At 69.9% G+C, this 22,476-nt stretch carries 21 protein-coding genes; 5 read left to right on the top strand and 16 right to left on the bottom strand.

Annotated elements, in window-relative coordinates:
* Positions 1 to 20 precede the first annotated feature (20 nt).
* From ACLF3M_RS16410 to ACLF3M_RS16385, 6 genes are all read right to left on the bottom strand, one after another.
* Positions 21 to 308 (bottom strand): SDR family NAD(P)-dependent oxidoreductase, encoded by a 288-nt coding sequence (locus ACLF3M_RS16410; RefSeq protein ID WP_430658024.1) that lies wholly within the window; start codon positions 306 to 308, stop codon positions 21 to 23.
* Positions 305 to 1,276, bottom strand: a complete 972-nt coding sequence (locus tag ACLF3M_RS16405; RefSeq protein WP_430658023.1) for a Bug family tripartite tricarboxylate transporter substrate binding protein — start codon at positions 1,274 to 1,276, stop codon at positions 305 to 307. Before ACLF3M_RS16405 ends, ACLF3M_RS16410 begins: the two co-directional genes overlap by 4 nt.
* A 227-nt stretch (positions 1,277 to 1,503) precedes the next feature.
* Entirely contained in the window at positions 1,504 to 2,985 is a 1,482-nt protein-coding gene (locus tag ACLF3M_RS16400; protein ID WP_430658022.1) for a sulfatase-like hydrolase/transferase, read from the bottom strand.
* Positions 2,982 to 3,935 carry a Bug family tripartite tricarboxylate transporter substrate binding protein gene (locus ACLF3M_RS16395; protein WP_430658021.1) on the bottom strand — a complete coding sequence of 318 codons (954 nt, stop codon included), beginning with the start codon at positions 3,933 to 3,935 and terminating at the stop codon, positions 2,982 to 2,984. The genes ACLF3M_RS16400 and ACLF3M_RS16395 overlap by 4 nt, the downstream gene beginning before the upstream one ends.
* Before the next feature lie 18 nt (positions 3,936 to 3,953).
* On the bottom strand, positions 3,954 to 5,420 hold the full coding sequence (locus tag ACLF3M_RS16390) for a sulfatase family protein (RefSeq protein ID WP_430658020.1): 1,467 nt from the start codon (positions 5,418 to 5,420) through the stop codon (positions 3,954 to 3,956).
* Positions 5,417 to 6,400, bottom strand: a complete 984-nt coding sequence (locus ACLF3M_RS16385; protein WP_430658019.1) for a Bug family tripartite tricarboxylate transporter substrate binding protein — start codon at positions 6,398 to 6,400, stop codon at positions 5,417 to 5,419. Before ACLF3M_RS16385 ends, ACLF3M_RS16390 begins: the two co-directional genes overlap by 4 nt.
* Before the next feature lie 97 nt (positions 6,401 to 6,497).
* Between ACLF3M_RS16385 and ACLF3M_RS16380 the strand changes: the two genes are divergently transcribed.
* The 3 genes from ACLF3M_RS16380 to ACLF3M_RS16370 all read left to right on the top strand — a co-directional run bounded on the left by ACLF3M_RS16380 (position 6,498) and on the right by ACLF3M_RS16370 (position 10,706).
* Positions 6,498 to 7,433: an SUMF1/EgtB/PvdO family nonheme iron enzyme gene (locus ACLF3M_RS16380; RefSeq protein WP_430658018.1), complete on the top strand. Its 936-nt coding sequence runs from the start codon at positions 6,498 to 6,500 to the stop codon at positions 7,431 to 7,433.
* Positions 7,434 to 7,497: 64 nt separating this feature from the next.
* Positions 7,498 to 9,726 (top strand): arylsulfatase, encoded by a 2,229-nt coding sequence (locus ACLF3M_RS16375; RefSeq protein WP_430658017.1) that lies wholly within the window; start codon positions 7,498 to 7,500, stop codon positions 9,724 to 9,726.
* Between the two features lie 17 nt (positions 9,727 to 9,743).
* Positions 9,744 to 10,706, top strand: a complete 963-nt coding sequence (locus ACLF3M_RS16370; RefSeq protein ID WP_430658016.1) for a Bug family tripartite tricarboxylate transporter substrate binding protein — start codon at positions 9,744 to 9,746, stop codon at positions 10,704 to 10,706.
* Between the two features lie 95 nt (positions 10,707 to 10,801).
* Here the strand turns inward: ACLF3M_RS16370 and ACLF3M_RS16365 are convergent, their stop codons facing one another.
* The 3 genes from ACLF3M_RS16365 to ACLF3M_RS16355 form a co-directional block, all read right to left on the bottom strand.
* On the bottom strand, positions 10,802 to 11,644 hold the full coding sequence (locus tag ACLF3M_RS16365; RefSeq protein ID WP_430658015.1) for a carbohydrate ABC transporter permease: 843 nt from the start codon (positions 11,642 to 11,644) through the stop codon (positions 10,802 to 10,804).
* A complete protein-coding gene (locus tag ACLF3M_RS16360) occupies positions 11,641 to 12,507 on the bottom strand; it encodes a carbohydrate ABC transporter permease (protein ID WP_430658014.1) in 867 nt (288 codons plus the stop codon). The genes ACLF3M_RS16365 and ACLF3M_RS16360 overlap by 4 nt, the downstream gene beginning before the upstream one ends.
* Before the next feature lie 85 nt (positions 12,508 to 12,592).
* Positions 12,593 to 13,894, bottom strand: coding sequence for an ABC transporter substrate-binding protein (locus ACLF3M_RS16355; RefSeq protein ID WP_430658013.1), 1,302 nt, complete (start codon positions 13,892 to 13,894; stop codon positions 12,593 to 12,595).
* 149 nt (positions 13,895 to 14,043) lie between these two features.
* On the opposite strand from ACLF3M_RS16355, the gene ACLF3M_RS16350 reads away from it, so the two are divergent.
* Positions 14,044 to 14,844 carry an SDR family NAD(P)-dependent oxidoreductase gene (locus tag ACLF3M_RS16350; RefSeq protein ID WP_430658012.1) on the top strand — a complete coding sequence of 267 codons (801 nt, stop codon included), beginning with the start codon at positions 14,044 to 14,046 and terminating at the stop codon, positions 14,842 to 14,844.
* 378 nt (positions 14,845 to 15,222) lie between these two features.
* Here ACLF3M_RS16350 and ACLF3M_RS16345 read toward each other — a convergent pair whose 3' ends face one another.
* Genes ACLF3M_RS16345 through ACLF3M_RS16320 form a run of 6 tightly spaced genes read right to left on the bottom strand, consistent with a single transcriptional unit; the run spans position 15,223 to position 20,555 of the window.
* The gene (locus ACLF3M_RS16345) at positions 15,223 to 15,558 is read right to left on the bottom strand and encodes a hypothetical protein (protein ID WP_430658011.1); all 336 of its coding nucleotides are present in this window, start codon (positions 15,556 to 15,558) and stop codon (positions 15,223 to 15,225) included.
* Positions 15,555 to 16,400 (bottom strand): TauD/TfdA dioxygenase family protein, encoded by an 846-nt coding sequence (locus tag ACLF3M_RS16340; protein WP_430658010.1) that lies wholly within the window; start codon positions 16,398 to 16,400, stop codon positions 15,555 to 15,557. The genes ACLF3M_RS16345 and ACLF3M_RS16340 overlap by 4 nt, the downstream gene beginning before the upstream one ends.
* 11 nt (positions 16,401 to 16,411) lie before the next feature.
* Positions 16,412 to 17,446, bottom strand: a complete 1,035-nt coding sequence (locus tag ACLF3M_RS16335; protein WP_430658009.1) for an aldo/keto reductase — start codon at positions 17,444 to 17,446, stop codon at positions 16,412 to 16,414.
* Positions 17,443 to 18,255 carry a carbohydrate ABC transporter permease gene (locus ACLF3M_RS16330; RefSeq protein ID WP_430658008.1) on the bottom strand — a complete coding sequence of 271 codons (813 nt, stop codon included), beginning with the start codon at positions 18,253 to 18,255 and terminating at the stop codon, positions 17,443 to 17,445. Before ACLF3M_RS16330 ends, ACLF3M_RS16335 begins: the two co-directional genes overlap by 4 nt.
* 4 nt (positions 18,256 to 18,259) lie before the next feature.
* Positions 18,260 to 19,201, bottom strand: coding sequence for a carbohydrate ABC transporter permease (locus tag ACLF3M_RS16325; RefSeq protein WP_430658007.1), 942 nt, complete (start codon positions 19,199 to 19,201; stop codon positions 18,260 to 18,262).
* A gap of 4 nt (positions 19,202 to 19,205) precedes the next feature.
* Positions 19,206 to 20,555, bottom strand: a complete 1,350-nt coding sequence (locus tag ACLF3M_RS16320) for an ABC transporter substrate-binding protein (protein ID WP_430658006.1) — start codon at positions 20,553 to 20,555, stop codon at positions 19,206 to 19,208.
* 147 nt (positions 20,556 to 20,702) lie between these two features.
* Between ACLF3M_RS16320 and ACLF3M_RS16315 the strand changes: the two genes are divergently transcribed.
* Entirely contained in the window at positions 20,703 to 21,437 is a 735-nt protein-coding gene (locus ACLF3M_RS16315; protein ID WP_430658005.1) for an SDR family NAD(P)-dependent oxidoreductase, read from the top strand.
* Here ACLF3M_RS16315 and ACLF3M_RS16310 read toward each other — a convergent pair.
* A complete protein-coding gene (locus ACLF3M_RS16310; protein WP_430658004.1) occupies positions 21,412 to 22,422 on the bottom strand; it encodes a LacI family DNA-binding transcriptional regulator in 1,011 nt (336 codons plus the stop codon). The genes ACLF3M_RS16315 and ACLF3M_RS16310 overlap by 26 nt on opposite strands.
* Positions 22,423 to 22,476 lie beyond the last annotated feature (54 nt).

The raw sequence follows: 22,476 nt of genomic DNA, 5'->3' as shown, positions 1-22,476 counted from the left end.
TCGGAAGCCCGCAGCGAGGTTCAGGGCGACCGCGCCTTCCCAGGCCGCGTCGCGCCGGCGGCGATCGCGGACGCATGGACGCGCGCAGGCGCGTCGGCGGCCGTCACGTCGCAGCAGACCGCCTCCGCCGCGATCTCCGCACAGAGCGCGGCGAGGCCTTTCTCGTCGCGATCCGCCAGGACGAGCCGCGCGCCCGCGCGGGCGAAGAGCCGCGCGATGGCGCGCCCGATCCCCGCCGCGGCACCGGTCACCACGCAGACCTTGCCGGCCAGCACGCCCTCCACCGGCGCGGAGGAGACCGGCGTCATTCGATGCGGATGTTCGCCGCGCGGACGGCCTCGCTCCATTGGCGCCGCTCATCGGTCAGCAGGGTACCAAAGGCCTCCGGCGTCGACGGGGAGGCGGTCAGCGCAATCTCCTGCAGCCGGTTCACGATGGCTGGTATCCCGAGCACCGCGTTGACCTCAGCATTGATGCGCGCCACCGCCGCATCCGGCGTGCGCGCTGGCGCGAGGAAGCCGATCCAGAAGAAGGCCCGCAGCGCGGCGCCCTGCTCGGCGAGCGTCATCGTCTCCGGCCGCCCGGGCAGGCGGCCTTCCGTAGCGACGCCGATGAGCCGCACGCGACCGGCATCGATATAGGGCTTCACCTCGAGCTCCACGGTGAAGAACATGTCGACGCGGCCGGCGACGAGGTCGGTCGCGGCTGGCCCGCCGCCGGTGTAGGGTACGTGGAGCACGTCCACGCCGGCGCGCAGCTTCATCAGCTCCGCCGCGACGTTGGGCAACGATCCCACACCGACGCTGGCATAGGTCAGCCGACCCGGCTGCGCCCGGGCCAGGGCAAGCAGTTCCGCCACGTTCTGCGCCGGCAGGTCGGCGCGCACCGCGAGGAACACCGGGGAGGTCGCGACCAGCCCAACCGGCCGGAACGCCATCTCCGCCTCGTAGGGCAGGCGCGGGAAGGCGAATTGCGTGATGACGAAGGGCGGCGGCGCCAGCAGCAGCGTGTGTCCGTCCGGTGCGGCGCGCGCGACCTCCGCGGCGCCGATCGTGGTGGTCGCGCCCGGCTTGTTCTCCACCACGACAGGGCGGCCGAGCCGGAGCGACAGCGCTTCCGCCAGTATTCGCGCGGCGGCGTCGGTGCTGTTGCCCGGCGGGAAAGGCACGATGATGCGCACGGGCCGGTCGGGCGACCAGGCTTGCGCCCGGGCGGCGCCCGCCGCGAGCACCGCAGGAAGGGCGAGCGCTGCGCGTCGCCCGATGGTCGTGGTCATCGTTCCCTCCGTCCTGTCACTCGAGATGGATACCGGCGGCGCGAATGACCTCGTCCCGTCGCTGCCGCTCCGCGGTGGGCAGCGCGGCGAGCGCCTCCGGGGGGCCTGGCCGGGCCATGAGGTTGAGCCGCGCTAGGCGCTCGACGACCAAGGGATCCCGCTGCCCTGGGCACCAGCGCGGGCAGGTCGAGCGCGGCGCCGCGGGTGATGCGCATGGTCATGCCCCCTCAGCCCGGCGTGCCAACGACAACGTCCGCGCCCGCGATCGGCGGCGGCGGATAGTGATGGCCACGCTGGCCCGACAGGCCGCGGTTCGGCGCGCCGACGAACTCCTTCGCGGGCATGCCGACCAGTTGGCCGTCCTTCAGCCACTCGAGATCGGCGCCCCAGGCGCCCTCCACCAGCGCGGCTTCCAGCCGCCGGCGCACGGGCACCAGCGTGGGATCGGAGACGCGGTCGTGCTCTTCGCGCGGATCCTCCTCGAGGTCGAAGAGCTGCACGAGGTTGCCGCAGGGATACCAGAGCAGCTTGTAGCGGCCCTCTGTCGCCATCCGAGTGGCGTTCGCATCCTCGCGGCAGGAACCGAGCAGCACGGCGCGCCGGCGGGTGCCGACCATGGACAGGCCCTCGACGTCGTCGGGTACCTCGACCCCCGCGAAGTCGAGCAGCGTCGGCATCACATCGGCGAGCCCGACCAGCCGATCGTCCACGCTGCCCGCCCTGGTTCGCGCATCGCCCTTGGGCCCGACCAGGATGGTCGGCACGCGCGCGCTGTCCTCGTAGTAGAGCCGCTTGGCCCAGAGGTCGTGGCCGCCCAGCATGTCGCCGTGGTCGGCGGTGAACAGGATCACCGTGTCGTCCAGCAGCCCTTCCTCGCGCAGCGTGCCGATGACGAGCCGCAGCTGGTGGTCGATATGGGTGCAGAGCGCCATGAAGGCGCGCTGGATGCCGAGGAGATGCTGCGGCTTCACATGCGCCCAGTAGTTGCGCACGGCGCGGAGCGCATAGGGCTGCGCGGCCTCCTCGCGCGCCCAGTCGCCGACCGGCGGCGGCACGAGCGGCGCGTCGCGATAGATGTCGAGGTAGCCCTGCAGCGGGATCAGCGGGGGGTGCGGGGCGGTGTAGGACAGGTGCCAGAAGCCGGGCCGCGTGGGATCGCGCCGCTTGATCTCGCGGCACATTCGCCAGGTCGTCCAGTTCGTGACGTGGCAATGCTCCGGCAGGTGCCAGGGGCGCCAGAGATAGTCGTTGTTGTTCATCCCGTGGTCGAAGCCGCGCCCCGGAAACCCCTGGTCCGCGATGTAGATGTCGTGGTCGTCCGGCCCGCCGAGATGCGGCCGGCCCTCCTCGGCCAGGTGCACCTCGTCGAAGCCGATGCGGTCCCGGGGGGGATAGACGTGCAGCTTGCCTACCGCCGTCGCCTGGTAGCCGGCCTGGCGCAACACCGCTGGCAGCGTCGGCAGGTCCGGCATGCGCAAGGCCGGGTCGAAGCTGCGGTCGCCATGCACGCGCGCGGTCGTGCCCGTCATCATGGTGCGGCGCGCCGGGATGCAAATCGGGCATTCGCTGTAGGTGCGGGGATAGCGCACGCCGACGCGGGCGAGCTGGTCGAGTGTTGGCGTCAGGATAGCGGGATGGCCGTCGTAGCCCGTCAGCGAGGCCGGCCACTGGTCCACCGTGACGAACAGGATGTTGGGGCGCGCGCTCACTCCACGCGCGCCCCGCTGTCGCGCACCAGCGGGCCCATCTTGGCGCGCTCCGATGCGATGAAGACCGCGAACTCCTCGGGCGTCCCGCCCTTCAACGGCAGGCCGAGCTGGCGCGCGCGAGCCTGAATGGCCTCGTCGCGCAGCGCGGCGTTGAAGGCGCTGTTGAGCCGCGCCACGATCTCCGGCGGCGTGCCGCGCGGCGCGGCCACGCCGTGCCAGGAGAGGAAGGCGTAGCCGGTCACGCCGCTCTCGGCGACGGTCGGGATACCCGGCGCGAAGGGCGATCGCGAGGGCCCCGTCACGGCGAGTGCGCGGATCTGGCCCTGCTGGACCGCGGGCAGCAGCGTGCCGTCGATGAGCATGTCGACCCGCCCGGCCGCGAGCTCGGTCGCCGCCGGCGCGCTGCCGCGGAAGGGCACATGCGTCATCTTCGTGCCGGACAGCGAAGCCAGCAGCTGCGACGCCAGGTGCCCCGCCGTTCCGTTGCCGGGCGTGGCGAAGGTGACGGCATCGGGCCGTGCACGGGCCGCGGCAACAAGATCCGCGACACTGCTATACGAGCTGTCCTTACTGACGCCGACCAGCAGCGAGACCTCGGTCAGGCGCACGACCGGTGCGAAGCTGTCATCGCCATAGGGCAGCTGCGGGAACAGATGTGGCGCGATCGCCAGGATGCTGATGTCGGCAAACAGCAGCGTGTTGCCGTCCGGCGCGGCGCGGGCGGCCTGGCCGGCGCCGATCGTGCCGCCGCCGCCGCCGCGGTTGTCGATCACCAGAGGCTGGCCGATTGACCGCTCCACCACCGGCGCGAGCAGGCGCGCCATGATGTCGTTGTTGCCGCCGGGCGGGAACGGGACGATCACGCTGATCGGGCGGTCTGGCCAGGCGGCCACGGCAAGCCGCGGAATGGCGAGCGATCCGGCCAGCAGGCCGAAGCTTCGGCGTCGCACTACGCTGCCTCCTTCCATTTAGTAGAGCGCGCTGCGCGGCGGCCCGGCGCTGATCGTGCCGGCCAGCGCGTCGAGATGCGCCTTCAGCCGGTCCGCCCGCAGCGCCGTGTCGTGCCAGAGATTGTCGAACTCGCCGGCATCGGCCTCGTGATCGAAGATCTCGCCGAGAGGATGGCCGTGATAGACCACCGACTTGAAGCGCCCGTCGAAGACCATGGAGCCATGGGTGTGGTCGGGATGGCCGCCGATGCTGTCCTTGAACTCGCTGACGACGTGACGCTTGTGCCGGTGGGGATCGGCGCGGCCTTCCAGGATCGGCAGCAGGGAGCGGCCCTGCATCTGCCAAGGCACCTCCAGCCCCGCGGCCTCCAGCACCGTCGGCGCGATGTCGACGAGTTCCACCAGCGCGTCGCTGACCAGGTCCTGCGTCACGCGGCCTGGCCATGACCAGACCATCGGCACGCGCACCAGGCCGTCGAAGAAGCGGCAGCCCTTCAGAACCAGCCCGTGGTCGCCCAGCAGCTCACCATGGTCGGAGTGATACAGCACGATCGTGTTCTCGAGCTGGCCGGTGGCGCACAGCGCCTCCGTGATGCGTGCTACCTGGGCGTCGATATGCTCGATCATGGCGTAGTAGTTCGCCTTGACCTGCAGAGCGTCGTAATCCTCCGGCACGTGGCTAGCGACCTTGTCGTGGTCGCGATGCGCCGGTGGCGCGGCAGGAGCGGCGTTGCGGCGGATCGTCGGATCCACGGGCTTCTTCTGCTGCTGGTCCACCGCTTCGAAGTCGCGCCAGCGCGCCGCGTCCGAAGGGCGCCACAGCGGCATCGGCAGGTCGGCGGCGTTCACATTCGCCAACGCCTCCGGCGGCGCATCGAAGGGGGCGTGCGGGTCGAAGAAGTTCAGCGACAGGCACCACGGCCCGTCACGTCGGTCGGTCACGAAACGCACCGCCATCTCGCCGCACCAGGTGGACTGGTGATACTCGGCTGGCACGCCGGGTCCGCAGAAGGCGCCCTTGTCGCGATACAGCGCCTGCGGGTCGACGCGTTTCTCGTGCCGCAGCCAATGCTCATAGGCATCGCCGCGCGCCGCGTCCGGCGTCGGGTGGTGGTTCCAGTGGAAAACGCGATAGCCGTCGTCAGGCCGCTTCTCGTGATATTTCGCGGCGGAGAGATGCAGCTTCCCGATCAGGCCGCAATCATAGCCCGCATCGGCCAGCAGCTTCGTCACCAGCACCTCGCCAGGCGGGAAGAAGGCATTGCCGTTGCGGTAGACATGATGGCTCGCAGGGTACTTGCCCGTCAGCATCGAGGCGCGCGACGGCGTGCAGATCGGCGACTGCGTATAGGCGCGCGTGAAGGCCGTGCCCGTCCGGCACAGCGCATCGACGGCCGGCGTGCGGATATGCGGATTGCCCAGCGCGCCGACGGTGTCCCAGCGCTGCTGGTCCGTGCAGATCCAAAGGATGTTCGGGCGGCTCATTCCACGCGCACCTGCGCCGCGCGGACCGCTTCCGCCCATTGACGCCGCTGCGCCTCGATCAGCGTGCCGAACTCCTCCGCGCTGCCCGGCGCGGCGCTCGCGCCGAGTTCGACCAGGCGCGCCTTCACCTCCTCCATCGCCAGCACCGCGTTCACCTCCGCATTGAGCCGCGCGACGATCGCATCCGGCGTGCCGGCGGGCACCGACAGGCCGAACCAGCCAGGCGCCGCGAAGTCGCGCAGCCCCGCTTCCTCGGCTGTCGGCACCTCCGGCCAGGTCGAAATGCGTGGGCTGCCCGCCACCATCAGCGGCCGCACGCGCCCGCCCTGCACCTGGCCCGCCGCTTCCAGCGGGCTCGCGACCATGGCGTCCACGCGCCCCGCCGCGAGGTCCGCCACCGCCGGCCCGCCGCCGCGATAGGGGACATGCAGCACGTCGATGCCGGCCCGCAGCTTGAGCAGTTCGAAGGCCACATGGGGAAGCGAACCGTTGCCCGGCGAGGCATAGCTCAGCGCGCCCGGGCGCGCCTTGGCCAGCGCCACGAACTCCGCGAAGTTCTGCGCGGGCAGGTCGGCGCGAACCATCAGAGCGTTCGGCGCCAGCACCAGCAGCGCCACCGGGCGGAAGTCGCGGACGGGATCGTAGGGCAGGTTGGGATAGGCGTATTGCGTGATCACGAAGGGCGGCGGCGTCAGCAGCAGCGTGTAGCCGTCCGGCGCGCTGCGCGCGACTTCCTGCGTACCGATCACCGTGGCCGCGCCGGCGCGGTTGTCCACGACCACAGGTCGCGCCAGCCGCGCTGAGAGATGGTTCGCGACGAGCCGCGCCGAGACGTCGGAGGAGCCGCCCGGCGCGAAGGGCACCACGATGCGCAGCGACCTGCTCGGCCAATCCGACTGCGCCCGCGCGACGATTGGCAGGCCGAGCAGCGCGCCGGCAGCCAGGCCGCGCAGCACGCCGCGGCGATCGGCGACGGACATTCTTCCCTCCTCGGGCCGACCCTGTCGCGGCGGCCTGTTGATCCATGCTGGGCAGGGTGCGAGTCTCGTGTCAACGACGACCCAGCGAGGAATCAGCGTGAGTCCGCCCTGCTGCCCCGCTGCCGGCCCGCGCGACAACGCGCCCGCAGCCGCGCGACCTGGGCCAAGCCACACCGGCCCGTCCGGCGACGTCGCGACCGTCCTCGACATCCCCGGCGGCCTCGCGACGATCGGCACCGATGCGCCCTGGTTCCGCGAGGATGGCGAAGGGCCCGGCCGCCGGGTCGTGGTGCGTAGGTTCCGCCTCGACGCCCATGCCGTGACCAACCGCCGCTTCGCCGTCTTCGTCGCCGCCACGGGCTACCGCACCGAAGCCGAGCGCTACGGCTGGTCCTATGTCTTCCACATGTTCGTTCCCGCCGGCGTGTCGGCGCCGAGCCCCGAGGGAACGCCGTGGTGGGGCCAGGTGCACGGCGCGTATTGGGCCGCGCCGGAGGGCCCGGGTTCATCGATCAAGGAGCGTCCAGACCACCCCGCCATCCACATCGCCTGGAACGACGCGGCCGCCTTCGCCGCCTGGGCCGGTGGGCGTCTGCCCACGGAAGCGGAATGGGAACACGCCGCCAAGGGGGGCGACGACGGCGCGCGTTTCCCCTGGGGCCAGGCGGAGCCGGACGACGCGACCGACTTCTGCAACATCTGGCAAGGCGATTTCCCCCGCAGCAACACGCGGGCCGACGGTTTCGTCGGGACGGCCCCGGTCGACGCTTATGCGCCGAACGGGTTCGGCCTGTTCAATGCCTGCGGCAATGTGTGGGAATGGTGCGCGGATCCCTTCCGCATCCGCTCGCTGTCCGCCGCCGCCAAGCGCCGCAACGCGTCTGCCGCTGCCGAGAAGGAGCGCGTGATGAAGGGCGGCTCCTATCTCTGTCATCGCAGCTACTGCTACCGCTACCGCATCGCTGCGCGCAGCGGCCGCAGCCCCGACACCTCCGCCGGCCATACAGGATTCCGCGTCGCCTATGATGCGTGAGCCCTGCAGGTGACAGGCGCCGCAGGGCTCCGCTAGCCTTCCCTAAGGGAAGGAGACGCAGGGCATGGGCGCAGGCAGCTTCGCGGGTGTCATCGCCCGGTCGCGGGAGGAGTCGCGGCCGGATTGGGGACCGAGGCCCGCGCGGCGCGCCGGCGCACCGAACATCGTCGTCATCCTGATGGACGACATGGGCTGGTCCGACCTCGGCTGCTTCGGCGGCGAGATCGAGACGCCGAACATCGATGCGCTCGCCGCGCGGGGCCTGCGCCTGTCGCACTACACGACGCACCCGATCTGTTCGCCTGCACGGGCCGCGCTGCTGACGGGCATGAACGCACACGCGGCCGGCACCGGCTGGCTCGCCAACAACAATCCCGGCTATCCCGGCTACCGCGGCGAGATCCCGCTGGAATGCGCCACCCTGCCGGAAACGCTGCGCGAGGCGGGCTACGCCACCTTCATGGTGGGCAAGTGGCACAACACGCCGACGCCGGACTGCACGCCGAGCGGCGACAAGCGGTCCTGGCCGGTGCAGCGCGGCTTCGACCACTTTCACGGCTTCATGGAAGGCGAGGCGCATTTCTTCTTCCCTGCCCAGCTCATGACGGACAACCAGGTCGCGGCGATCGACGAGTATCCCCGCGACTACTACGCGACCGACGACTGGACCGACACGGGCATCCGCTACGTCAAGGACCTGCGTGCGTCGTCGCCGGACAAGCCGTTCTTCCTCTACATCGCGAACAACGCGCCGCACGCGCCGCTGCAGGCGAAGCCGCAGGACCTCGCGAAGTATCGCGGCCGCTACGACGCCGGCTGGACAGCCCTACGCGCCGCGCGTCACCGCCGGCAGATCGCGATGGGCCTGGTCCCGCCCGGTACGAGACTGCCGGTCTCCGACCCGCGCGTGCCGGCCTGGGACGACACCGATCCTGCGGATCGCGAGATGCTGGCGCGGCACATGGAATGCTACGCCGCGATGATCGACTGCATCGACCAGAATGTCGGTAAGCTCGTCGCCTTCCTCGAGCGTATCGGCGAGCTCGACAATACCCTGATCCTCGTCACCTCCGACAACGGCGGCACGGATGCCGGCGGGACGGCGGGGATGTTCAACAACAACCGCCGCTATATGGGCCTTGCTCCGCCCGCGAAGGAGATCGAGCGCGCGACGGCCCATGACCTCGGCTCGCCGCGCAGCGCCTCGCTTTACCCGACGGGCTGGGGGGAGGTGTCGAACACGCCATTCCCCTCCTTCAAAACCTATACCGGGGCAGGCGGCCGGCGCGTCTCCTGCCTGGTCTCCTGGCCCGCGCGGATCCGCGACGGCGGCGCGGTGCGGCGACAGTTCGTGCATGTCACGGACGTGACGCCGACGCTGCTCGAGATCGCGGGCGCCGCGCCGCTGCCGCAGGTACATGGCCGGACGGCACGCGCGATGCATGGGCGCAGCTTCGCCGCCTTGCTGACCGACGCCGAGGCGCCGGCGCCGCGTCGCGAGCAGTACTACGAATGCTGGTCCAACCGAGCCTATTACCGCGAGGGCTGGCTGGTGCGCTCCATCCAGAAGCGCGGCGAGGCCATCGACTGGGACAACTGGACGCTGCACGACCTCGACAGCGACTTCTCGGAATCGACCGACCTGGGCGCGCAGCATCCGGCGAAGCTTGCGGAGCTCGTCGGCGCCTTCGACGAAGCGGCCTGGGCCAACCAGGTCTATCCGCTCGATAACCGGGACCGTCTGCACAAATTCGCGGACATGGCGCCCTGGGCGAAGGAGGCTGCGGACCGGCCACGGATCATCCTGCCGGGGGCGCAGACGCTGCATCGCTGGGACCTGTTCCCGCTGATCGGCGACCGGAGCTTCCGCATCGCCTGCCGCTTCGCCCATCGCGAGCGGGACGAGGGCGTGCTCTGGGCGATCGGCGATCCCACCGGCGGGATGGTGATGTGGATCGAGGATGGCCGCCTGCACTTCCACTACAACGGGTTTGGCGACACCACCGACCTGCCCGGCGTAGCGCTTCCCGCCGGCGAGCATGTGGTCACGCTGGACTACGAAGCGTTGGGTGCCCGCGACGGCCGCGGCCGCCTGCTCGCGGGCGAAGCAGAGCTCGTCCCCTGGACGCGCATGGCACCCACCATGGTGATCTACGGCGTCTTCGAAGGACTCGATGTCGGGCTGGACCGCCGTGGGCCGGTGCTGTGGTCGCTCTACGAGCGGCATGGCGCCTTCCCCTATGCCGGCGAGATCCGCGACGTCACCATCACACCGGGGCCGCGTGCCCCATGAAGAACCGGGAGATCCTGATGCGCCGGCGTTCCCTCGCGCTTCTCGCCACGGCGACGCTGGCCAGCCCGGCGCTCGCGCAGGAGGCCTGGCCGGCCCGCTCCGTTCGCGTGGTCGTGCCGACTGCGGCGGGCGGCGCGCTCGACGTCGTCGCGCGGCTGCTCGGACAGCGCCTGTCCGAGCGCTTCGGCCAGTCCTTCGTCATCGACAACCGTGGCGGCGCCGCGGGCGTGGTCGGAATGGACGCGGTCGCGAAGGCGGCCCCGGACGGCTACACCCTGCTGTTCGCCGCTGCACCGATCGCGCTGAACACGGCCCTCGGCATGAGCCTGCCCTACGATGCCGAGCGGGACTTCGCCCCCGTCTCGCTGGTCGCCTCGATCCCGACGCTGCTCGCCGTGCATCCCTCGCGGCCCGAGCGCAGCATCGCGGAGGTGCTGGCGGCGGGCCGCACGCCCGGCGGCTTCAGCATGGCCGTGCCCAATGTCGGCGCGGTGACGCATCTGACGGCAGAAGTCCTGCGCGCGCGCAGCGGCCCGAACTTCACCGTGGTCGCCTATCGCGGCGCCGGCCAAGCCGTGCAGGACGCGGTGTCCGGCCAGGTGAACGGCTTCTACGATGCGCTGGTCCCGACCGGTGCGCAGGTCCTGTCCGGCCGGCTGCGCGCCATTGCCGTCGGCTCGAACCGGCGCTCTCCCATGCTGCCGGACGTGGCGACGGTGGTGGAGCAGGGCATGCCGGAACTCGTCGCCTCCGGCTTCTACGGGCTGTTGTTTCCCGCGCGCATCGCGCCGTCGACGGTCGAGCGGTTGCATGATGCGGTGGCCGAAGCGCTGGCGGAAGGAGGCGAACTTCGCCGCAACCTTCTCGGCCAGGGCTACGAGGTGCATGCCAGCACGCCCGCGGAGTACAGCGCGTTCATCCGCACCGAGATCGCGCGCTGGACGCCGGTCGTTCGCGCTGCTGGGATTCGCCCGGAGTAGCGCGACGCCGCGCGACCCGGCCGGCGCCTTGTGCCAACACCTAGCCGGTCAGCGACCTTCCGAGCGGCACTGGGGCGTCGCGGCAGGCCGCGCCCTCACTGCTTCACGGATCCCGCCGCCAGCCCGGACACCATGCGCGTCTGCAGGGGAAGGAACAGGAGCAGGGTCGGAACGGTGGTCAGCGCAGAAGCCGCCATGACATTCCCCCAATCCGTGACGTTCTCCCCGAAGTAGAGATAGAGCGCGAGCGGCATGGTCTTCATCTCTTCCTGGGTGAGCAGGGTCACCGCGAAGAGGTATTCCGACCAGCACAGCAGGAAGCCGTAGGTCGCGGTCGCGACGATGCCGGGCAGCATGATGGGGAAGATGATCCGCCACACGATCTGCAGCGGCGTTGCGCCATCGAGAAGCGCTGCCTCGTCCAGGCTGCGCGGGACCGCGCGGAGGTAGCCGACCAGGAGGTAGATCGAAAAGGGCAGCGTGACCGCGACATAGACGAAGATCATGGTCAGCCAGTTGTTCAGCAAGCCGAGCTGCGCAAACAGGATGAAGACTGGCGTCACCAGGATGATCCAGGGGAAGGTCTGGCCGAACAGCACCGAGCCGAAAAGCGCCCGCCGCCCACGAAATCGTCCGCGCGAGAAGGCATAGGCGGCGTTGGCGGCGATGACCGTGGAGATCAGCACGCTGCCCAGGCAAATCACCAGGCTGTTCAGGATGTTCCGCCAGAATCCGGCCTGCATCACCGCGACATAGTTGGCCAGGGTGAACTCCCAGCGCGATGCCGCGAACATCGTCTCCGGCGTCTTGAAGGATGCGGCAAGCACCCAGGCCGTCGGATAGACCAGGACCAGGAGGATGAGCAGGGTGAGGAGCACCAGCGCGACCTCGCTCGCCAGCGACAGGCCGAGGCGACGGCCCAGGACGAAGGCGTTCACCGCTCCTCCTCCTCGCGCAGCTCGCGCTCGGCGACAACCCGCAGGTAGATCAGTCCGCAGATCGTCATCGCCGTGGCCATGACGACGCCGACCGCCGAGCTGAAGCCGAGCCGACCATCGATGAAGCCCTTGATGTAGACCTCCGTGGCCATGACGTTCGTCAGCGTGCCAGGCCCGGCCCCGGTCGCGAGCCAGACATAGATGAAGTTGTTGAACGTCCAGAAGGTGGACATCAGGACCATCACGACGATCGCGGGCTTGAGGTGCGGCAGGTAGATGTGGCGAACCTTTTGCAACCAGTTGGCGCTGTCGATCTCGGCGGCCTCGAGGAGTTCCTGCGGCAGCGACTGCAGGCTGGCAAGGAAGGTGAGCGAGACCAGCGGCAGCGTGTTCCAGGTGATGATCGTCAGCACTGCCGGCCAGACCCAGGCGGCCTCGGCCAGGAAGGCAATGGGCCGGTCGACCACGCCGAGCGACATCAGGGCACCGTTGATCGCCCCGACGCGCGGATCGAGCAGCCAGCGCCAGACGATGATCGCCACCACGGGGGGCGTCGCCCAGGGGACGATCAGCAGGACCCGGCTCAGCGTCGCGAGCCTCCAGCGGCGCAGCGTGCGGCTGCTCAGCAGGAAGGCCAGGGCCAGCCCCAGGACGATCCTGACACCGACGCCGACCAGGGTGAGCCAGACGATGGTGTTGAAGACAACGCGGCGGAATCCGTCGCTACGCCAAAGCTCGATGTAGTTCTCCAGACCGATCCAGTCGCCGCCGCGGCGCAGCCCGAACAGGCTGAGGTCGGTGAAGCTGTTCGTCAGGTTGAACAGCGTGGGATAGACGTAGAAACCGGCCAGGAGGATGAACACCGGTCCCAGCGCCAGAAGGAGAAAGGCAAGATCGCCGCCGCCCCGCCTGGCGGCACGCGAGGCGACCCGCGGAACGCCCCTCCGCTCAGCGCTGGTTGCGAGCGAATTCACGTGTAATCGCCTCGTGGAGTTCCCGCGCTGCCTGGGCGGCGGTCTTCTCGCCGATGAACACCGATCCAGCGGCGCGGCCCGTGGCGTTCCACATAAACGGGATCGGCACCGGGCCGGCATTGTAGGCACCCCAGCTGCGCGCGGTGCGAAGCTGCGCGGGGAAGCCCATCAGGTCGGGCGTCCAGTTTCGCATCGGCAGCGCCGCGATCTGCGCCAGGGTGTAGTTAGTGTAATGGCGCGTGAAGGTCGGCTCGGGCCTGCAGAGGAACTCGATCAGCCGCCAGGCTTCCTCGGGGCGCCGGCTTGCCGCGCCGATCCCGAGCATGCGCCCCCCGAGATGCGTCCGGGAGCCATTCGGCCCGGCCGGGTGCGGTGCCGACGCGAAGGGAACGGGACGGTCGCCGTTGCGCTGCCGCCACTTCGTCGCGACGTCGATGGCCACGGGATCGGGCAGACTCGCGATCGCGATGTCGCCGCTCACCAGGCCCTCCACCACCTCCGGTGCGCCCCACAGGCAGATGGACAGGCTGCTCCGGGGATTGTGGCCTTCACGGAGGTAGCGGTCGTAGTACTCCAGGCCTTCCTGGATATCGGCCGCCGTCATGCTGATGCGGAACCGCGTGTCGCCGTCGCGGTCGATCAGTCCTGGGCCTTTCGACCACCAGAAATAGTTGAGGAAGAACCAGACCGACGGCGTCCCGCAGCTTCCCGCCGGGAAGGCCCAGCCGGGCTTGCCGGTGCGCTGCTGCGCGCCCTGGCTCGCCGCGCGCAGACCTTCCCAATCGGTCGGGAAGCTGGTGATGCCGGCCTGCGCGAGCAGATCCTTGTTGTAGTACATCGCGAAGGTGTCGGTGGTCCACGGCACGGCATAGATCTTCGAGTCGGCACCGAGCGCGAGGTCGCGCGACAAGAAGTCGTCCCAGCCCTGCAACCCGATGCCACGGCGCACGAAGTCGTCGAGCGGCCGCAGCGCGCCCGCCGCGGCGAAGGAGCGGGGCCAGACGAAGGCAAGCTGCGCCACGTCCGGCGTGCCGCCGACCGCGGCCTCGCGCAGGAATTGCTGCTGCGCATCGGCCCAGCTCACCCGCTGCATGGTCACGCGGATCGAGGGATTGGCCCGCTCGAACTCGTCGAGCGCGGCGCGCATCTGCGGCGCTTCCGGATCGTTGAAGCGGAAGGTGATCGTCACCGGCGATTGGGCCTGCACCGCCGGAGCGGCGAGCGTCAGCGCCGCGCCAAGCGCGAGCTTGCGCCGCGGCAGCGTCGAGCTGGCCATATGCATTTCCTCCCTGGCACGCGCCTCGACGTTGACGCGTCGGCCGGGCGCACGCAACAGAAAAGGGGGGCGACGCCGTGCGCCCACTGCCCCCTGGTCCGGCGGCGCGAACCGGCGCAGGCTGCGGCACGACCGGCGGAGGCGAGGTGATGGTGGACATCTTCTCCATGGCGGGACGGCGCTGCCTGGTCACCGGCGGCAGCGTCAGCATGGGGCGCGCCATCGCGCTCGGCTTCGCGGCACAGGGAGCGGCCGTCGCGATCCACCATTCCGCGGCGGCTGACGCGGCATTCGGACTGCCGAACGCTGCCGCGGAAACGGTCGCGGCGATCGAGGCCCTCGGCGTGGCGGGCTTTGCCATCGAGGGCGACTTCCTCGACCCGAACGCGCCCCCGGCAATCTTCCGTCGGGCCGAGGCGGCGCTCGGTGGCGTGGACGTCCTCGTCCTTTGCGCCTCGGTGCAGACGCGCGCACCGTTCGAGGAGATCGGACCCGAGCAGATCGAACGCGAGGTGCTGATCAACTTTGCCGCGACGGTTGCCCTCTTGCAGGTTGCGATCCCGCCGATGCGTGCACGGCGCTGGGGCCGGGTGCTCACAGTCGGTAGCATCAACCAGGTTCGGCCGGAACCGCAGCTCGCGACCTATGCGGCACTGAAGGCGGCGCAGGCAAATCTTGCCGCCAACCTCGCCGTGCAATGCGCGCGCGACGGTGTGATGGTGAACAACATCGCGCCTGGCATCGTTGCGACAGAGCGCAACCGATGGCGCCGGCAAGATCCCGCTGAATGGGCCGAGATCCAGCGGCGAGCGGCGCCGACGATCGGCCGCGCAGCGTTGCCCCAGGAAGTCGTTGGTGCGGCGATCCTCCTGTGCTCTGACGCCGCGAGCTACATCTCGGGAGCCGATCTGCCGATCACGGCAGCCGCGCATCTTCCCGCGGCGCAGTGAGCATAGAAGCGCCATGGCCGATCGTTGTGGTGGTCCCGTTGTGACAGCAACCCGCGTCCGGGCAGCGGGCACTCCATGACGGTCGGCTCCGTGTCCTTCTGACTGCGGAGGATCGGATCACCCGGCAGCAGGGGCAGCCAAGCCTGTCATGCCCTTTATGGCAGAGGTGCGCAGCCGCCTCGAAGCGTGCCAAGCCTGCGTGCGGGTCAACCGCGGCCTGCTGCGCAGCGCGAAGGCCTGACCAGGGAAGCGTCCGCCTACATCGGTGCGGCCGTCGGGCATACCAAGCCCGCAGCATGTTGGGCCTTCACGGCGCGCGCCATCTCCGCCGCGCAGGGCAACGGCACCGCGGCAGCCGCGCCCGATATCGCGACGGCGCTAGAAGGCAGCGTGCCGAACGCCGCGGAGATGGATTGCGCCGAGGTCGGGCGCGAGGCGCACCGCATCCATCAGCCGCGCGGCGCCGCGGACGGCGATGGCGGGATCGTCGCTTGCGGATCGGCGTCCGGGGGAATGGTAGGTGCTGCAGATCAGGCGCAGCCCCGCCGCGCTGGCGCGGGGCGCGATGTCGCTGGCATCCAACTCATCGGGGTGGCGGCCGCGCACGATCATCACGTCGAAGCCGCAGGAAGCCCCGCGCTCGATCGCGCGCGGGCCGTCTTCGCGTGTCCAGCGCGGGATGAAGACCAGCGGATGGACGCAAGGCGGGTTCAATGCAGGGCCGTGCCCTCGATTGTGATGCGGTGCATCAGCCGTCGCTGGCCGTGATAGTCGTTCACCGCGCAATGCCAGGTGCTGCGGTTATCCCACAACGCGATAGAGCCGTTGCGCCAGCGGAAGCGGCAGGTGAATTCCGGCCGCGCGCCGTGGCGATAGAGGAAGCCGAGCAGCGCCTCGCTTTCCTCCTTCGTCCATCCCTCGATGCCGACGGTGAAGTTGGAGTTGACGTAGAGCGCCTTGCGGCCGGTGTCGGGATGCGTGATCACGACGGGATGCACGGCGTCCTGCGTCGCAGCGTCCGGATTGTGCAATCGACCCTCCAGGTCGGTGCCATGGTAGCCCGCGTTGTGGCCGAAGATGTGGCGCGAGGAATGCACGGCGCGCAACGGCGCGAGGGTGCGCTTCATCCCCTCCGACAGCGCCTCGTAGGCCGCGTACATCGAGGCGAACATGGTGTCGCCACCGTGGTCGGGCACCTCCCGCGCGACGAGCATGGAGCCCAGCGCGGGGATCGCGTCGTAGCTGTGGTCGGTATGCCAGGTCTCGCCGATGTTCTTCTTCTGGTCGGGTTCCTTGCGGACCTCCGCGATCTCGGCGTGGCCGGCGACGGGGGTGAAGAAGCGGTTGACGTTGATCGGGCCGAAGCGGCGCGCGAAGGCGACGTGCTGCTCGGGCGTGATGTCCTGGTCGCGGAAGAAGATGACGGCGTGGTCGTGGAAGGCCTGGCGGATCTCGGCGAAGAGGCCATCATCGAGCGGCTGGCGGAGATCGACGCCGAGCACCTCCGCGCCGAGAGCGCCGGCGATGGGCGCGACCTCGATCCGGCTGTTGCGCATAGCAGACCTCCTCAGGCTGGGATGGGCGCGTCGGGGTGGAGCAGTCCTTCGTAGCGCAGTTCCTGCCACAGGGCGCCTGGGATCGGACTACGCAGGCGGCCGGCGTTCTGCGCGACCTCGGTCGCGGACAGCCCGCCGGGGATGATGCTGGCGATCACGGGATGGGCGAGCGGGAAGTGCAGCGCGGCGGCGGGGAGTTCCACGCCGTGGCGCGCGCAGACCGCCTCGATCCGCCGCGCGCGGTCGATCAGCGCTGGCGGCGCCGGCGCGTAGTCGTACCAGGCGCCGTCACGCACGGGCCCCGCCAGTATGCCGGAGTTGAAGGGACCGCCGAGGACGATGCTCATTCCCTTCTGCGCGCAATACGGGAAGAGCTCGTCGAGCGCGCCCTGTTCCAGCAGCGTGTAGCGGCCGGCGAGCAGCATGCAGTCGAAGTCGCCGGCGCGGGCGAAGCGCAGGCACATGTCGGATTCATTGAGGCCGCAGCCGATCGCGCCGATCACGCCGGCGCGGCGCAACTCGTCCAGCGCGCGATAGCCGCTGTCCATCACCGTGCGGAAGCGTTGCTCGAGTAGGTCGTAGTCGCGGATGGTCCAGAAATCCACGTCGTGCACGAGGAGGATATCGATGCGGGACAGGCCGAGGCGCAGGCAGGACTGCTCGACCGAGCGCATCACGCCGTCATAGCTGTAGTCGAAATCCGGCACGAAGCCGGGCAGGCCGCCCTTGCGCATCCCGGTGGGCGGGTCCTCTCCCGGCCGCAGCGTCCGCAGCACACGGCCGATCTTGGTGGAGAGCACGAATTCGGCGCGCGGTTTCTCCCGCAGGCCTGCGCCGACGCGCAGCTCGCTGCGGCCATAGCCGTAGAAGGGCGAGGTGTCGAACAGCCGCACGCCCTGGCCCCAGGCTTCCTCCACCACCGCAACGGCGTCGCGGTCGGGGATGGTGGCACGGAAGCCGCCGATCGGCGCGGCGCCGAAGCCGAGCGCAGTGACCTGAAGCGATGTGCGGCCGAGGCGGCGGCACTGCGTGGGACCGAGGCTCATCCCTTCACCGCCCCGCCGGTCAGGCCAGCGACCAGGTACTTCCGCACGACCAGCGAGAAGACCAGCACCGGCAGCATCACCATCGTGCCGCCGGCGGCGATGCGGCCCCATTCCCAGCCCTCGTAGTTCATGAAGTTCACCACGGCGACGGGCGCGGTCATAGCCTCGGTCCGCGTCAGGATCAGCGCGAAGAAGAAGTCGTTCCAGGCGAAGAGGAAGCAGAGGATCGCGGTCGCCGCGAGACCCGGCGCCGACAGCGGCAGGATGATGCGTAGGAAACCCTGCGCCGTCGTCGCGCCGTCTATCCAGGCCGCTTCCTCCAGCGCGCGTGGCAGCTGGTCGAAGAAGGGCCGCATCATCCAGATCACCAGCGAGAGGTTGAAGGTCATGTAGATGATGACGAGGCCCGTGCGCGTATCCAGCAGGTCGAGGTGCCGGTAGGCCAGGAAATAAGGGATGGTGAAGGCGATCGGCGGCGCCATGCGCGAGGCCAGGATCCAGAGGCTGAAGGTGCCCGCGACCTTCGCCGTCCAGCGCGATAGCGCATAGGAAGCGGGCACGCCGATCAGCATCGGCGCGATGGTGGCCGCGACCGCGACGACGAGGCTGTTGACGAAGCTCTGCCGGAACCCGCTTGTCCAGAGCGCCTGATAGTTCTCCAGCGTCGGCGTGAAGATAAGCGGCGGCGGGAACTGGAAGACCTGCGCGTTGGTCTTGAAGGACATCTGCAGCAGCCAAAGGAAGGGCGCCAGCGACAGGAAGGCCAGCACCACGGCCAGCACATGGGCGAAGCGGCGTTCGCGGGCCATCGCGCTAGTCGCCATGCTGCCCCCAACCGACCAGGCGGATAACCGCCCAGCTCATCAGCACCGTTGCCGTCAGCAGCACCACGGTGATGGCGCTGGAATAGCCGAGGAAGCTGAAGTTGAAGGCCTGCAGGAAGGAATAGTAGTTCGTCACCTCCGTCACGCTGCCGGGCCCACCCTCGGTCAGGATGAAGATCAGCGGGAAGGCCTTGATACTGTCGATCAGGCGGAACAGGCCAGCGACCAGCAGCACGCCCTTCAGGAATGGCAGCGTGACATGCCAGGCCATCTGCCAGGCGGAAGCGCCGTCCACCTTGGCCGCGTCCACCATCTCCTGCGGCATCATCTGCAAGGCGGCCAGCGTCATCAGCATGGTGAAGGGGAACCACTGCCAGGTGTCGGCGACGATGATCGCGGTCAGCGCCCAGTCGGGATCGGTGATCAGCGAGGGCACGGTGAACCCGAGCAGCGACACGCCCCAGTGCAGCGGGCTGATGTCCGGCGTGTAGAGCACCTTCCAGATGATCGCGACGACGATCGGAGGCAGCACCATCGGAATCAGGAAGACGGTCCGCAGCGCCTCCAGGAAGCGGCTGCGCATGTTCAGCAGCAGCGCGAAGCCGAAGCCGATCAACAGCTGCAGCGACACCGTCCAGAAGGACAGCTTCGCCTGCACCCAGAGCGAGTTCACCAGCCGCGAATCCGCCGGCATCTCGGCGTAGTTGGCGAAGGGGCGGGAGAAGTTCCAGGCGGTCTCCGGCCGCGTGAGGTCGAGCGGCGTGAAGCTCGACACCAGCAGGTAGATGGCCGGCGCCAGCGTGATGACCGCCAGCACCGCCAGCGAGGGCGCGACGCAGAGCGCGTAGAAGCGGTCGCGCGCCCGCGTCGCGCCCCCATGCGCGGCTACGCGCGTCGTCACGCCCGGCAGCGCCTGGGCGGCGCCCGACACGGCGTCAGTTCGCGTCCAGCGTCACGCCGGCGCGCTGCAGCACCTGGATCGCGTCCTGCTGCGCCTGGCGCATGGAGGCCTGCGCATCCTGCTGCCGCGTCGCGATGCGGGCGATGCCGCGGTTGATGGTGTCGCCGACCTGCGGGAAGACCGGCACGGTGCGATACTTCATGTAACCTGACCGCCCGCCGAGCTCGAGCACCTGCAGGTAGAGCGAAGCGACGTCCTGCCCGTTGAGCGTCATGCCGGTCCTGAAGGCATCGCCGGTGATCACGCTGCGGCGGCAGACGCTGGGATAGCTGCGCTCCGCCACGATGCGGTTCAGCATCTCCTTCGACAGCGCCCATTTGATGAACTCCCAGGCCAGCTCCTTGCGGCGGGAGCCGACGGGGATACCGAGGCCATGGCTGTTGGACCCGGGATAGTTGCCCTGCGGCCCCGCGGGCATGAGGGCGTAGCGCACGGTATTCTTGACCGTGCTGTCCTCGTGCTTGGCCAGCGGCACCAGCCAGGTCACGGCCTGGGTGCGGAAATTCGCGCGGCCGGCGATCTGCGTGCGCATCGCCTGGTCGTCCGAGAAGGAAAGCACGCCGGACGGGCCGTACTTCGACAGCAGATCCGCATACCACTGCGCGGAGCGGATCGCTTCCGGCGTCGCCAGCATCGGCGTCAGGTTCTCCGGCGGGTCGCGGAACACCTTGCCGCCCATGCCCATGAGGTAGGGGATCCAGTTCCAGTGATGGAGCCCGTCGGCGACGAACGCCGCCATGTTGTCGCGGCCCTGCACTGCGTCGCAGGCAGCGATCAGCTCGTCGAAGGTCGTGGGCATGGCCTTGCCCGCGCGATCCAGCAGGTCGGCGCGGGCGGCGGCCATCAGCATCGCGCCGGCTTCCCAGGCGAAGCCATAGGTGTTGCCGCGCGCATCCTGCATCGCGGATTGCGTGCCGGAGACGAAATCGGTCGCGTCCCAGGCGGGATCGGTGCGGTTGCCGTCGTTCACGAACTCGCTGAGGTTCGTCAGCCAGCCCGCGCCGATCCAGCGGCCGGAATAGATGAAGGTGACGTTGATGACGTCGAGCGCGCTGCCGCGCGTGGAAAGCTCGAGGTCGGTGCGCTGGTTGTAGACAGGGAAGGCCTGGGTGTTGAAGTTGACCTTCGCGCCGGTGCGTTCCTCGAACTCGGGGAAGAACGGGCGCAGATATTCGTGGAAGGTGCTCTGGAACGCTGCGCCGTTGAGAGTCTGGCCTGCGAAGGGCCTGGCCTGGCCGACCACGGGCGGCGAGGCCAACGCACTGAGGCCGAGCGCGCCGCCCCCGAGCACGAGTTGACGACGCCGGATCTGCGCCTGGGTCATGCGCCCCTCCCTCGCGCTCGCGTCTCTGGCCGGGAACCCGGTGCGCGGCGTGTGTGGATCGGACGCTATCGGTGCGCGAAGCGGCGCGTCAAGGCGGCTCGCGCGCACGGCATCCCGCGTCTAGGCTGCGCGGCGGAGGACACGCCCATGACCACTCTGGCCGGCAAGGTTGCCGTTGTGACCGGCGCGGGGCGCGGGATTGGCGCGGCGATCGCGAAAGCATTGGCTGCGGCCGGCGCGACCGTGGCCTGCGCCTCGCGCAGCGTCGCGGAGGTCGAAGCGACGGCGCAGCGCGTCCGCGATGCCGGCGGGCGCGCAATCGCGCGGCGCTGCGACGTCGGCGACGCTTCCGATGTCGCCGCCCTGTACGAAGCGGTTGCCGCGCAGGAAGGCGGCTTCGACCTGCTCTTCGCCAATGCCGGCGTCAGCCTGGACCAGCGGCCGGTGGGGGCCAGCGATCCCGCCGCCTTCGAGGAGACCTTCCGCGTCAACCTCTTCGGCGTCTACCACTGCGCGCGGCTGGCGATCCCGCATATGCGCGCGCGCGGCGGCGGACGGATGGTGGTGACGGGATCGGGCATGGGCCATTCCAGCCTACACGGGCACGCCGCCTACTCCGCGTCCAAGGCCGGCGTCTGGATGCTCGTGCGTATCCTGGCCGACGAGTTGCGCGCCGACGGCATCACGGTGAACGAACTCGTGCCGGGCCCGGTGCGCACGGCGATGACCGGCGTGCCTCAGCGCGAGGGATCGGTGGTCAACAACCCGATCGAGTGGCTGAAACAGCCGGAGGATGTCGTGCCGCTCGCCATGTTCCTCGCAACGCATCCCGGCCCTGGCCCGACGGGTCAGAGCTTCAGCCTGATGCGGAGGACCTTCTAGCGGATCCGGGCGGCGCGGTGGTGCCGCGCAGGACGACCGGCGCCTCGAGTTCCGCCGGCGCCGGCGGCGCCTGCCCGCCCGCCAGCGCCGCCAGGTGGTCCGCTGCGCGCCGCCCCATCTCGGCGGCGGGCACATGAACCGTCGTCAGCGGCGGATCGCCATGGGCCAGGAAGTCGAGGTCGTCAAAGCCGGTGATCGAGACATCGGCCGGCACGGCAAGCCCCTTCCGCCGCGCCGCCACCAGCGCGCCGAAGGCAAGGTGGTCGTTGCCGCAGATCACCGCCGTGGGCGGGTCAGGCAGGTCGAGCAGCGCGGTCATCGCGGCGCTGCCCTCGGCGACGCTGTAGGCGCGCTCCGCCAGGAGCGGCGCCGCCAGCGTCATCCCGGCCTCCGCCAGCGCGGTGCGCACGCCATCGATGCGCGCAGAGGCGCGGTCGTTGCCGCGCGCGAGGCCGGCGATCATCGCGATGCGACGGTGCCCGAGCGACAGCAGATGGCGCGCCATCCGCCCCGCCGCGGCGGCGTTGTCGAAGCCGATGCAGGGCAGCGCGCAGCCCTGCGCGCGATGCGTCCAGGTCACCACGGCCGGCAGGCCGGGCGGCAGCAGCGCCCAGGTCTCGGGCTCGTGCGAGGCGCCGACCAGCAGGATGCCGTCCACGCCGCGCTGCAGCAGCGTGCGCAGGCCGCGCGTCTCCGCAGCGGCGTCGTAGCCTGCGGTGGCGACGAGCAGCGACATGCCGTGCGCGTCGAGGCGCTGCTGGAAGGCGTCGATGCAGGCGGCGAAGACGGGGTTGTCGAGCGTCGGCACCAGGGCGCCCATCGCGCCGCTGCGGCGCGAGGCCAGCGCCCGCGCGGCGCCGTTGCCGAGATAGCCGAGGCGCCTTGCGGCTTCGGTGACGCGGGCCCGGAGCGCCGGCGTCACGCGGTCCGGCGTGTTGAGGGCGCGACTGACGGTGGCGACGGAAACGCCCGCCGCCTCGGCCACGTCGCGGATTCCGGACCTCTCGCGCACGCCCAATCTGTAATCGCTTTCACGCTT

The organism is Falsiroseomonas sp. HW251, assembly GCF_050563545.1.
In the GTDB taxonomy this organism is placed as follows: Bacteria; Pseudomonadota; Alphaproteobacteria; order Acetobacterales; family Acetobacteraceae; genus Falsiroseomonas.
This window is presented reverse-complemented; position numbering and strand designations above follow the sequence as displayed.

Bases quoted from the DNA above. Each gene is read 5' to 3' on its own strand.
- ACLF3M_RS16410 (WP_430658024.1), bottom strand. From the start codon at position 308: ATGACGCCGGTCTCCTCCGCGCCGGTGGAGGGCGTGCTGGCCGGCAAG.
- ACLF3M_RS16405 (WP_430658023.1), bottom strand. From the start codon at position 1,276: ATGACCACGACCATCGGGCGACGCGCAGCGCTCGCCCTTCCTGCGGTG.
- ACLF3M_RS16390 (WP_430658020.1), bottom strand. From the start codon at position 5,420: ATGAGCCGCCCGAACATCCTTTGGATCTGCACGGACCAGCAGCGCTGG.
- ACLF3M_RS16385 (WP_430658019.1), bottom strand. From the start codon at position 6,400: ATGTCCGTCGCCGATCGCCGCGGCGTGCTGCGCGGCCTGGCTGCCGGC.
- ACLF3M_RS16375 (WP_430658017.1), top strand. From the start codon at position 7,498: ATGGGCGCAGGCAGCTTCGCGGGTGTCATCGCCCGGTCGCGGGAGGAG.
- ACLF3M_RS16370 (WP_430658016.1), top strand. From the start codon at position 9,744: ATGCGCCGGCGTTCCCTCGCGCTTCTCGCCACGGCGACGCTGGCCAGC.
- ACLF3M_RS16355 (WP_430658013.1), bottom strand. From the start codon at position 13,894: ATGGCCAGCTCGACGCTGCCGCGGCGCAAGCTCGCGCTTGGCGCGGCG.
- ACLF3M_RS16350 (WP_430658012.1), top strand. From the start codon at position 14,044: ATGGTGGACATCTTCTCCATGGCGGGACGGCGCTGCCTGGTCACCGGC.
- ACLF3M_RS16340 (WP_430658010.1), bottom strand. From the start codon at position 16,400: ATGCGCAACAGCCGGATCGAGGTCGCGCCCATCGCCGGCGCTCTCGGC.
- ACLF3M_RS16335 (WP_430658009.1), bottom strand. From the start codon at position 17,446: ATGAGCCTCGGTCCCACGCAGTGCCGCCGCCTCGGCCGCACATCGCTT.
- ACLF3M_RS16330 (WP_430658008.1), bottom strand. From the start codon at position 18,255: ATGGCCCGCGAACGCCGCTTCGCCCATGTGCTGGCCGTGGTGCTGGCC.
- ACLF3M_RS16320 (WP_430658006.1), bottom strand. From the start codon at position 20,555: ATGACCCAGGCGCAGATCCGGCGTCGTCAACTCGTGCTCGGGGGCGGC.
- ACLF3M_RS16315 (WP_430658005.1), top strand. From the start codon at position 20,703: ATGACCACTCTGGCCGGCAAGGTTGCCGTTGTGACCGGCGCGGGGCGC.